The following is a 12,131-nucleotide window of genomic DNA, read 5'->3' on the forward strand; positions in this document are numbered from 1 at the left end:
TTGCCGGAAACTGTGTATCGAATACTTACGATCAATCCTGGTTCAACATCTACAAAGATTGGAATCTTCGATAACGAACTGCTGCTACTCGAAAAAATAATTCGCCATGACGCCGACATGCTTCATTCCTTCCCTAATATTATCGATCAATATGAATTCAGAAAGAAGATAATTCTTGAAATACTTGATTATGAGGGAATCAATATCTCAAAATTTAGTGCTGTTTGTGGGCGCGGCGGTCTTCTCCGGCCGATTGAAGGGGGGACTTACGCTGTCAACGAATTAATGCTGCAAGATTTACGAACCGGTTATTCAGGCCAGCATGCCTCTAATCTTGGTGGAATCATTGCCCATGCGATTGCTTCTGGTTTAAATATTCCTTCCTTTATTGTTGATCCAGTCGTAGTCGATGAGCTTGAGCCCATTGCCAGATTTTCGGGATTCCCCTTGATTGAAAGGAAAAGTATCTTTCATGCTCTGAACCAAAAAGCAGTTGCAAGAAGAGTTGCAAAGGAATTAGGAAGAGATTATAGCGAATTAAATCTTATCGTTGTCCACATGGGCGGGGGAATTACAGTTGGTGTCCATAAACAGGGTCGGGTGGTCGATGTGAATAATGGACTTCATGGTGAAGGTCCGTTCAGCCCGGAACGTGCTGGTACAGTTCCTGCGGGAGACTTAGTGTCGATTTGTTTTTCTGGAGAATATTACAGGGAAGAAATTATGAAAATGCTTGTTGGCCGAGGCGGACTGGCTGGTTATCTTGGAACAAATGATGCCCTAAAAGTGGAAGCGCGCATTGCCGCTGGCGATGAAAAGGCAAAACAGGTCTATGAAGCTATGGCCTATCAAGTTGCCAAGGAAATTGGTTCTGCAAGTGCCGCACTTTCCGGTAAAGTAGATGCAATTATTTTAACAGGTGGTTTGGCCTACGGGAAGGATTTTGTCACGGCCATTTCGAATAGAATTAATTGGATTGCAGATGTGCTGGTCCACCCGGGAGAAAATGAACTTCAAGCATTAGCGGAAGGAGCCTTAAGGGTTTTACGTGGAGAGGAGGAAGCAAAAGTATATCCTGGGAAATATATAGAATCTAAAATATCAAATTCAGGAGGAACGAAAAGTGGCACATGAGTATGATGTAGTAATTTTAGGCGGGGGCACTGGCGGCTATGTTGCAGCGATACGGGCATCACAACTAGGTTTAAAAACAGCAATTGTCGAAAAAGGAAAGCTTGGGGGGACATGTTTACATAAAGGCTGTATTCCTAGCAAGGCTTTGTTAAGAAGCGCCGAAGTATTTGCCACGGCAAAGCGAAGTGAAGATTTCGGCGTCATGACTGGTGATATATCGGTAAATTTTGGCAAAGTCCAGGAAAGAAAAGACAAAATTATCACCCAGCTTCACAAAGGGGTTCAGCATCTTATGAAGAAGGGGAAAATTGATGTTTACGAAGGGATTGGCCGGATTCTCGGTCCATCGATATTCTCACCAATGCCGGGAACGATTTCGGTTGAAATGAATAATGGGACTGAAAATGAAATCCTTATCCCGAAAAATGTGATTATTGCTACCGGCTCAAGACCAAGGAGCCTGCCGGGTCTGGAAATTGACGGAGAATATGTCATGTCATCCGACGAGGCCTTGGAAATGAAAACCTTGCCTGAGTCTATCCTTATAGTCGGTGGTGGAGTTATTGGGATTGAATGGGCTTCCATGCTTTCTGATTTCGGAGTGAAAGTAACCATTATTGAGTATGCGGACCGAATTATCCCCACGGAGGATCATGAGATTTCTAAGGAAATGCAGCGGATCATGAAGAAAAAGGGAATAAAAATGATCACGGGTGCTAAGGTCTTGCCCGAAACATTGGTTAAGGATCAAGGTGTTACCGTATCTGCAGAGGTTAAAGGAACAGTAAAAGAATTTAACGCTGACAAGCTGCTTATTTCTGTAGGACGACAGGCAAATACAGAAGGGATTGGTCTTGACAATACGGAAATTCAAGTTGAAAAAGGTTTTATTGTCACCAATGAATTTTTTCAAACAAAGGAATCTCACATTTATGCCATTGGCGATGTGATCGGCGGCCTTCAATTGGCACATGTTGCATCACATGAAGGAATTATTGCGGTGGAACATATAGCCGGGAAAAATCCATCGCCGCTTGATTACCATCTGGTTTCCAGATGCATATACAGTAATCCGGAGGTTTCCAGTGTCGGAATGACTGAACAAGAGGCAATTGAAACAGGAAAGAAAGTGAAGGTTGGCAAGTTTTCCTTCAGGGCAATTGGCAAGGCCCTTGTTTTTGGGGAATCGGATGGTTTTGTAAAAATGATTGCCGATCAAGAGACGGATGATCTATTAGGCGTGCATATGATTGGCCCGCATGTGACAGACATGATATCAGAAGCTGGGCTGGCCATGGTATTAAATGCTGTACCTTGGGAAATTGCCCATACAATTCATCCTCATCCAACGTTGTCAGAGGCTATTGGGGAAGCGGCGCTGGCTGTGGATGGAATCGCAATTCACGGTTAAGTGTAAAGGGACACTTTTTTGGCTAATAAGAAAGTATAAACTTTCTACCGAAAGCTTTATACTTTCTTAACGCATAAGTGCAACTACGCCTTTGCCTTCGCCCTTTAAGGCTTGCCAGTCGGCGAGTTTTCTTTAACTAAAAAGAAGATGGAACGAGAATCCGGCAGTTTGCCGAATTCTTTTTCATAGCTATTACCATCTGGACTATGAGTAACTGCTTTTACATGTTGGATATAAAATGACGAGAGGATGAACTAAATGGTAGAGAAGCGTCATGAAGCGTTAGGTTTAAACGACGATAAAGTGTTGGAGATGTATGAAACGATGCTTTTAGCCCGTCGCATCGATGAGCGAATGTGGCTGTTAAATCGTGCCGGGAAAATTCCATTTGTCATTTCCTGTCAAGGGCAGGAAGCCGCCCAAGTTGGCGCCGCTTTTGCTTTGGATCGTAACAAAGATTACGTGCTCCCATACTATCGGGACATTGGAGTTGTTTTGACATTCGGAATGACCCCGAGAGAACTTATGCTGTCCGGATTTGCCAAGAAAGAGGATCCTAACTCTGGGGGAAGGCAGATGCCTGGCCATTTCGGACAAAAGAAGAATCGAATCGTAACGGGGTCATCCCCTGTAACAACACAGGTTCCACATGCAGTCGGGATTGCCCTGGCCGGAAAAATGGAAAGAAAGGATTTCGTCTCTTTCGTCACATTTGGAGAAGGATCTTCCAACCAAGGGGACTTCCATGAAGGTGCTAATTTTGCCGGTGTTCACAAACTTCCTGTTATTTTCATGTGTGAGAATAATAAATACGCTATCTCCGTACCAATTGAAAAACAATTAGCTTGTGAAAAGGTATCCGACCGGGCGATTGGCTATGGTATGCCAGGTTTCACGGTAGACGGTAACGATCCTTTAGAGGTTTATAAGGTTGTCCGTGAAGCGGCAGATCGGGGGCGTCGCGGCGAGGGACCGACTTTAATTGAAACGGTTTCCTATCGCTTGACTCCACACTCCTCTGATGATGATGACCGCTCCTATCGGGCCCCGGATGAAGTGGCAAAAGCGAAAACGCAAGACCCAATTATCACCTTTGGGGCCTATTTGAAAGAAACGGGTGTGATGACAGAGGAAACAGAAAAGGAAATTAATGACCGCGTCATGAAAGAGGTAAATGAAGCTACTGAATATGCCGAAAATGCTCCGTATGCAGCGCCGGAGGATGCATTGAAACATGTTTATGGGAATTGATGGGAGGATGAAACATGGCAGTCATTTCTTATATTGATGCTGTAACAATGGCCATTCGCGAAGAAATGGAAAGGAACCCCAAGGTTTTTGTACTGGGGGAGGACGTCGGGAAAAAGGGCGGCGTCTTTAAAGCAACGCAAGGTTTGTATGATCAATTTGGTGAAGAAAGAGTCATCGATACACCGCTTGCGGAGTCGGCTATTGCCGGTGTAGGCATTGGTGCAGCCATGTACGGCATGCGTCCAATAGCGGAAATGCAATTTGCTGATTTTATCATGCCGGCCGTTAACCAAATCATATCGGAGGCTGCAAGAATTCGTTACCGATCCAATAATGATTGGAATTGTCCGATTGTCATTCGGGCACCGTATGGCGGCGGTGTTCATGGCGCACTCTATCATTCCCAATCTGTTGAAGCAGTATTTGCGAATCAGCCGGGCCTCAAAATTGTCATGCCGTCAACACCTTATGACGTGAAAGGACTGTTAAAAGCAGCAATTCGCGATAACGATCCCGTTCTTTTCTTCGAACATAAGCGGGCCTACCGCTTAATTAAAGGGGAAGTTCCTGCTGAAGACTATACACTGCCAATTGGCAAAGCGGATGTAAAACGCGAAGGAGAAGATATCACGGTTATCACTTATGGACTTTGTGTTCACTTTGCCCTTCAGGCGGCAGAAAAATTAGCTAAAGACGGAATTTCAGCACATATTCTTGATTTGCGTACCGTTTATCCCCTGGATAAAGCGGCGATTATTGAAGCGGCCTCCAAAACAGGAAAAGTTTTACTAGTGACGGAGGACAATAAAGAAGGCAGTGTCATGAGCGAAGTAGCGGCAATCATCGCAGAACATTGCTTGTTTGAATTGGATGCTCCGATCAAACGACTGGCAGGCCCAGACGTTCCGGCAATGCCATACGCTCCGACAATGGAAAAATTCTTTATCATCAATCCGGATAAGGTTGAAAAAGCAATGCGGGAATTGGCTGAATTCTAACTGGTCCTGAAGAAATAATCGCATAGGAGGTATAGACCATTGGCAGTAGAACAAATAAAAATGCCGCAATTGGGTGAAAGCGTAACGGAGGGTACAATTAGTAAATGGCTGGTGAAACCTGGAGATAAAGTAAATAAATATGACCCACTGGCCGAGGTCATGACAGATAAAGTAAATGCAGAAATACCCTCGTCCTTTACAGGCGTCATTAAAGAGTTGGTAGCGTCCGAGGACGATACCCTGGCTGTAGGAGAAATTATTTGTACGATTGAAATTGAAGACAGCCGCGACCCTGGGGCCAAAGTAATCGCTTCTAATGATAAGCAAAAGGTGTCAACGGCAGCAGAAAATATTGCTGCAGCCAACCATGTAAATAAATCCCGCTATTCTCCTGCAGTATTGAAGCTTTCTCAGGAACACGGCATTGATTTAAACCAGGTGTCAGGCACCGGTGTCGGTGGACGGATCACCAGAAAAGATTTATTGAAATTAATAGAGTCAGGTAATATTCCAATTGCCGGTCAAACAGCAGTATCCGCAGCTACGCAGGCTGTTGACGAAACGGCCGTTCCGTCTGAGGTGCCAGGTCAAGTGGCCGGAGCACCAGTTCAACCCGCACCTGCTGTCAATATCCCGGTCTCTTCCGGGGATATCGAAATTCCGGTGACAGGTATCCGTAAAACAATTGCGGCCAATATGCTGCGCAGCAAGCATGAGGCCCCACATGCATGGACAATGGTGGAAGTGGACGCTACGAATCTGGTGGAATATCGTAACTCAATTAAGACCGAGTTTAAGAAAAAAGAAGGATTTAATATTACTTACTTTGCCTTCTTTGTAAAAGCTGTGGCACAAGCACTGAAAGAATTCCCGCAAATCAATTCAATGTGGGCAGGAGATAAAATAATCCAGAAAAAAGATATCAATATCTCCATTGCCGTGGCTACGGATGATGCTTTATTTGTTCCAGTAATTAAACAGGCAGATGAAAAAACGATTAAAAGAATTGCCCGTGAAATTTCTGAACTGGCTGAGAAGGTTAGAGTCGGCAAGCTGCGACCCGAAGATATGCAGGGCGGAACCTTTACTGTTAACAATACGGGCACATTTGGCTCTGTTCAATCCATGGGTATTATCAACTATCCGCAGGCAGCGATTCTGCAGGTTGAATCAATTGTCAAACGGCCGGTTGTGATGAGCAATGGCATGATTGCGGTCCGTGACATGGTGAACCTTTGTCTGTCACTTGACCACCGTGTCTTAGACGGTCTGGTTTGCGGGCGCTTCCTGGCAAGATTAAAGGATATTATCGAAAATATCTCTAAAACAACAACTTCAATTTATTAATAGTTGTTGGAAAGCCGCCAATTGTATTTTTCATTGGCGGCTTATTTTTTCCTAAAAGGCTAGGATAATACAGCTCCACCTCTGTCTTCGTGCTTATGGACTTGCCAATCGGAAGTTTTCATTTAGCTAAATATTCTGTTTTCATTGCCTGATTGTTCATTGTATCCTAAAATAAAGTTATAAGCAGACGGAAGGGGGAGAAGAAGCTTGGATCAAATAAGGAGTCAGAATTTTCCAATTAAATCTTTAGACGATTGGATTGAGAAAGCTGAATTATCATTAAAAGGGAGGAAGGTAGAATCCCTGCAAAGTAATACATATGAAACTATTACTTTAAAACCGCTTTATACTCGGGAAGATGAAAAGCCGGTATCGAATTATCCGGGCGGGACCGATTTCCGGAGGGGGATTGATCCATTAGGTTATCTTATTAATGAATGGAAGGTTGCGCAGCGAATTTCCTATGAAACAGTAGGAGAGCTTACACAGAAGCTGGAAGACGCTTTCAAGCGAGGACAAACCGCTATTTCCTTTGAGGTTTCGGAAGAGGTTGTTCCCCATTTATCGGAATTACCAACTGAAATAATTCAAAACTATCCCTTTGCGATTAATTCTAAATGGTACCAGGCCGCGCTATTAAATAATCTTGCCGCTTTGTCAATCGATGGCACACAGCTAACCGGGTATATTGCCAATGATCCGATTGCCTTGTTTGCTGAGGAGGGAGTCTTGACAGAGACAGTCTTTAAAGAATGGTCATTGGACGTAATGCAAGCTGAAGATCATTTTCCTAATTTACGCACGATCCTCATCGATACAACTCCTTATCATAACGGCGGGGCCAATGCGGTTCAGGAGTTAGCAATTGCTGCAGCTACAGGTGTATTTTATTTGGAGAAACGGACAGAAGACGGGATCGAACCGGAGCGGACACTGTCAAAAATGATATTTCAGTTCGCGATCGGTTCAAACTTCTTTATGGAACTGGCAAAGCTTCGCGCGGCAAGAATCTTGTGGAACCGCATCAGTGAACTTTATCGTGCTGAAGAAAAAGCACGGGGTATGCAGATTGCGGCTGTTACATCCAGCTTTACAAAAACAGTTTTTGATCCGCATGTCAATCTGCTTCGTGGCGCAAATGAAGCCTTTGCGGCTGTGTTAGGCGGTGTTCAGTATTTGCATGTCGAACCCTTTGATCAGCTTACCGGTTCCAGTCCGTTTTCAGAGCGAATTGCCCGAAATACGCAGCTGATCTTAAAAGAGGAAGCCCTTTTACAGAAGGTAGTTGATCCTGCTGGTGGTTCTTGGTATATAGAAGCCTTAACAACAGAGTTGGCAGACAAGGCGTGGGCGCTCTTTCAAGCAATTGATGCCAAGGGCGGAATCCTTGAGGTTTTAAAAACAAATTGGCTGCAGCAGGAAATAGCGGCCGTTTTTGCAAAAAAGAGGATCGATATCGAGACCAGAAAACAAAGCATCATTGGAACGAATGTTTATGCCAGACCGGATGAAACAGCTCTTTATAAAACGTCTCTTCACGATAAGCAAAACAAAAATATTGAGGCAATACCGCAGCGCAGACTAGCGGAGCCTTACGAAAAACTCCGTAGCAAGGCAAAAAAACTAGCGGAACAAAAAGGATCGGCTTTGACTGTAGGGCTTCTATGCCTTGGCGAATTAAAGCAGCACAAAGCAAGAGCTGATTTTATGAAAGGGTTTCTTTCAGCAGGTGGGATTAAAACCGTTGACAGTCCTCCAATTGGAACCGTTGCTGAGGCCAGACAGTATTTAACAGAGTTACCATCGCCGTTCGTTGTCTTTTGCGGAACAAATGAGCAATATGAACAGCTTGGTCATAAGCTGTTAACGACTTTAAAACCAGAATTTCCAAAGCTGAAATTTTTCCTGGCAGGACTTCCTGATAAAGAAAATCAGAGCCAGTGGCTTGCGGATGGAATAACACAGTTTATCCATGTGAAAAGCAATTGCTATGAAACTCTTGCGGGAATGCTTGAAGAATGGGAGGTGACCTTCGATGAATCACAACAAGCCTGATTTTCAACATATAACATTGTCTGATCATCAGCCGCTAATGACGAAAGAGGAGTGGCAGAAAAAGGCGGAGCAGGAATTGGAAGGCTCTATTGAAGAACTGCTGTTTGAAACAAATGAGCATATTAAATTAAAACCACTTTATACAGGAGAAGATCGCGAAGGCATTGAGCATCTTGATCATCTCCCGGGACTGCCGCCATATACAAGGGGCCCCTATCCCACCATGTATGTAAATCGTCCTTGGACAGTCAGACAGTATGCCGGATTTTCAACTGCGGAGGAAAGCAATGCTTTTTACCGCCGCAACCTGGCGATGGGACAAAAAGGCTTATCGGTCGCCTTTGACTTGGCGACACATAGGGGCTATGATTCTGATCATCCGCGTGTCGTCGGCGACGTCGGGAAAGCAGGGGTAGCGATTGATTCTGTTCTTGATATGAAAACGTTATTTGCCGGAATTCCGCTTGATCAAATGTCTGTCTCGATGACGATGAACGGGGCAGTACTTCCGGTTCTTGCCTTCTTTATTGTCACGGCCGAGGAGCAGGGGGTCAGTCAAGAAAAGCTATCTGGAACAATTCAAAATGATATTTTAAAAGAATATATGGTCCGAAATACGTATATTTATCCACCAGAGATGTCGATGAAAATCATTGCTGATATTTTTGAATATACCTCGAAGTATATGCCGAAATTTAATAGCATCAGTATTTCCGGCTATCATATGCAGGAGGCTGGAGCACCAGCAGATTTAGAATTAGCCTACACCTTGGCGGATGGCTTGGAATATGTAAGAACCGGACTTAAAGCCGGCATTGATATCGACTCATTTGCCCCAAGGCTGTCGTTTTTCTGGGGAATTGGCATGAATTATTTCATGGAAGTTGCCAAAATGCGGGCCGCCAGATTGATTTGGGCTAAAATGATGAAATCCTTTAACCCGAAAAATGAAAAATCAATGGCGCTCCGGACTCATTCGCAGACATCAGGCTGGAGTTTGACGGAGCAGGATCCATTTAATAACGTTACGAGGACGCTGTTTGAAGCTCATGCCGCGGCAATGGGGCACACGCAATCCTTACATACCAACGCGCTTGATGAGGCAATCGCACTGCCGACAGATTTCTCCGCCCGGATAGCCCGCAATACCCAGTTATTCCTTCAAGAAGAGGCAGGAATTACCAAGGTAATCGATCCATGGGCTGGTTCTTATTATGTTGAAAAATTAACCGATGAATTGATTAAGCGTGCCTGGAGCCATATCGAGGAGATTGAAAATCTTGGCGGTATGGCCAAAGCGATTGAAACCGGGCTGCCAAAGATGCGAATTGAAGAGGCTGCTGCGAGAAGACAGGCACAAATCGATTCCGGCAAGGAAACCATCATCGGGGTCAACCGCTATCGCTTGGAAAAGGAAGAACCGATTGATATTTTAGATATTGATAATACCGCTGTCCGGTTAAAACAGATCGAGAAATTAAACGCCCTAAAAATGAGCCGTGATGATCAAAAGGTGGAAGAGGCATTGACAGCCCTGGCTCAAGCTGCGGCAACTGGTGAAGGGAATCTGTTAGAGTTTGCCGTTAGGGCAGCACGTGCACGGGCGACCCTTGGAGAAATTTCCGATGCGATTGAAAAGGCTGCCGGCAGACATAAAGCAGCCATTCAATCCATCAGCGGTGTCTACAGTTCGGCCTTTAGCAATGAAGAGGAAATTAGAATTGTCAAAGAAATGTCCGATGAATTCCTTGACAATGAAGGAAGAAGACCGCGAATATTAATAGCTAAGATGGGGCAGGATGGTCATGACCGCGGTGCCAAGGTCATCGCTACGGCGTTTGCCGACCTGGGCTTTGATGTGGATATCGGTCCACTATTTCAAACACCGGAAGAGACGGCACGACAAGCGGTTGAGAACGATGTCCATGTGATCGGGATGAGTTCGCTTGCTGCTGGACACAAGACATTGTTGCCCCAGCTGGTTGATGAACTGAAAAAGCTGGGCCGTGAGGATATCTTGGTGGTTGTCGGCGGCGTCATTCCGGCACAGGATTACCAATTTTTATATGAACATGGGGCTGCTGCCATCTTCGGACCAGGGACGGTAATTCCGGTAGCGGCACAAAAGGTCATCAAGGCGATCTATCAGCAGCTCGGTTATGAGGAAGTGTCAAATTAAATGACAGCTGATTATAAACCTGAATGGAACGACCCGAAGAATCCGGAGCTCTGTTCAAGTGTGGTAAGAAAGGGGGAGGAGCTTGAAGTTCAAGCATCCCTTAAAAAAAACAGTCGCTTTGCCAAACGCAGTGCACTTGAGCCTTCGGTTAATCAATTATTTGATGGTGTTTTAAACGGTAACAGAGGTCTGCTTGCACGGGCGATTACGTTGATTGAAAGTAACGCGGAGCAGCATTTTCAAAAGGCGCAGGAATTGTTGCGAAGGCTTTTGCCATTCAGCGGTCATTCGATTCGTATTGGCATAACCGGTGTCCCGGGAGCCGGGAAGAGTACCTTTATTGAAGCGTTTGGGATGCATCTTTGCAGCCTGGGATTGAAGGTGGCGGTATTAGCTATTGATCCGAGTTCAAGCATCAGCGGCGGCAGTATCCTTGGTGATAAAACCAGAATGGAGCAGCTGTCGAGGGATCCGCGGGCATTTATCCGCCCCTCTCCTTCCGCCGGCAAGCTGGGCGGAGTCCATCGAAAGACTAGAGAAACGATGCTTGTTTGTGAAGCGGCCGGTTTTGATGTGATTTTGATTGAAACTGTTGGGGTCGGGCAAAGTGAAGTGATTATCAGGGACATGGTTGATTTCTTCATGCTCCTGGTCTTAACCGGTGCCGGTGATGAATTGCAAGGGATGAAGAAAGGGATCATGGAGCTTGCCGATGCGATTATTGTCCATAAGGCAGATGGCGATAATTTACCGAAGGCGGAAAAAACGAGGCATGAGTACAATCGAATCCTTCATTTTTTGCAGCCAGCTACCAAAGGCTGGGTCACAAAGGCACACACCTGCTCATCTTATACCAAGGAAGGCATCAGCGAAGTCTGGAATGTAATTAAAACCTTTGAAGCCAAAGGGAAAGCTTCAGGAATCTTTGACGAAAGAAGAAAAGTGCAATCACGGGAATGGCTGCATGCATTAATTGCCGACCAGCTGCACTATCACTTTTATCATCACCCAGATATTAAAAATCTCCTGCCAAAATTGGAGAATGAAGTGATTGCCGGGGAAAAAACAGTGGCCTCAGCGGTGGAAATCCTATTTGAAAAATTTTTATCATAATTTATCTTAGAAGAAAAGATATAGAAAATTACCACGCTGCAGTGTACGGTGTAATGACTAGACAGGGATCAATAGGCTCTCTGTCTTTTAATTTCATTCCAAGAAAATAAGAATTATAATTTGTAATAAGATTATTTTTACTGTTAATATGTAAATATAGGATTTATAAAGGAGTGAGAAGATATGAGTATGGATTTTAATTTTTTCATGAATGATGTTGTCCGCCAAGCACGGCAGGAGATTGCCGAAGCAGGGTATGAAGAATTAACCACTCCTGAGGAAGTGGAAACAGCATTTGAACGTAAAGGAACAACTTTAGTGATGATAAATTCGGTTTGTGGCTGTGCCGGTGGTGTTGCCCGCCCGGCAGCGGCGCATGCGATTCATTATGATAAGCGTCCAGATCATCTTGTGACCGTGTTTGCTGGTCAGGATAAAGAAGCAACGGAGAAGGCAAGAAGCTATTTTACTGGCTACCCGCCATCCTCACCATCATTTGCCCTATTAAAAGACGGTAAAATCTGTACCATGGTGGAACGTCATCAAATCGAAGGGCATGATCCGGCAGCTGTTGTGGCAAAACTGCAGCAGGAATTTGATAAATATTGTGAAGAAATTTAACTGTCTACTCAAAAAGGCCAAT

9 protein-coding genes are annotated in these 12,131 nt (G+C 44.8%); all 9 read left to right on the forward strand.

Features of this window, described 5'->3' with window-relative positions:
* The 9 genes from buk (at window position 1) to JK635_RS17865 (ending at window position 12,109) form a co-directional block, all read left to right on the forward strand.
* Entirely contained in the window at window positions 1–1,134 is a 1,134-nt protein-coding gene (gene buk, locus JK635_RS17825; protein ID WP_202655293.1) for a butyrate kinase, read from the forward strand.
* Window positions 1,124–2,545, forward strand: coding sequence for a dihydrolipoyl dehydrogenase (gene lpdA, locus JK635_RS17830; protein ID WP_202655294.1), 1,422 nt, complete (start codon window positions 1,124–1,126; stop codon window positions 2,543–2,545). The genes buk and lpdA overlap by 11 nt, the downstream gene beginning before the upstream one ends.
* A 258-nt stretch (window positions 2,546–2,803) precedes the next feature.
* The gene (locus JK635_RS17835; RefSeq protein ID WP_202655295.1) at window positions 2,804–3,796 is read left to right on the forward strand and encodes a thiamine pyrophosphate-dependent dehydrogenase E1 component subunit alpha; all 993 of its coding nucleotides are present in this window, start codon (window positions 2,804–2,806) and stop codon (window positions 3,794–3,796) included.
* Window positions 3,797–3,810: 14 nt separating this feature from the next.
* A complete protein-coding gene (locus JK635_RS17840) occupies window positions 3,811–4,794 on the forward strand; it encodes an alpha-ketoacid dehydrogenase subunit beta (protein ID WP_202655296.1) in 984 nt (327 codons plus the stop codon).
* 39 nt (window positions 4,795–4,833) lie between these two features.
* Window positions 4,834–6,141: a dihydrolipoamide acetyltransferase family protein gene (locus JK635_RS17845; RefSeq protein ID WP_202655297.1), complete on the forward strand. Its 1,308-nt coding sequence runs from the start codon at window positions 4,834–4,836 to the stop codon at window positions 6,139–6,141.
* A gap of 207 nt (window positions 6,142–6,348) precedes the next feature.
* Window positions 6,349–8,196 (forward strand): methylmalonyl-CoA mutase subunit beta, encoded by a 1,848-nt coding sequence (locus JK635_RS17850; protein ID WP_202655298.1) that lies wholly within the window; start codon window positions 6,349–6,351, stop codon window positions 8,194–8,196.
* Window positions 8,177–10,375: a methylmalonyl-CoA mutase gene (gene scpA / locus JK635_RS17855; protein WP_202655299.1), complete on the forward strand. Its 2,199-nt coding sequence runs from the start codon at window positions 8,177–8,179 to the stop codon at window positions 10,373–10,375. The genes JK635_RS17850 and scpA overlap by 20 nt, the downstream gene beginning before the upstream one ends.
* Window positions 10,376–11,488 carry a methylmalonyl Co-A mutase-associated GTPase MeaB gene (meaB, locus tag JK635_RS17860; protein ID WP_202655300.1) on the forward strand — a complete coding sequence of 371 codons (1,113 nt, stop codon included), beginning with the start codon at window positions 10,376–10,378 and terminating at the stop codon, window positions 11,486–11,488.
* Window positions 11,489–11,671: 183 nt separating this feature from the next.
* Window positions 11,672–12,109 (forward strand): BrxA/BrxB family bacilliredoxin, encoded by a 438-nt coding sequence (locus tag JK635_RS17865; RefSeq protein ID WP_202655301.1) that lies wholly within the window; start codon window positions 11,672–11,674, stop codon window positions 12,107–12,109.
* The last annotated feature ends 22 nt before the right edge of the window (window positions 12,110–12,131 follow it).

This window comes from Neobacillus paridis, assembly GCF_016765675.1.
Classification (GTDB): domain Bacteria; phylum Bacillota; class Bacilli; order Bacillales; family Cytobacillaceae; genus Neobacillus; species Neobacillus paridis.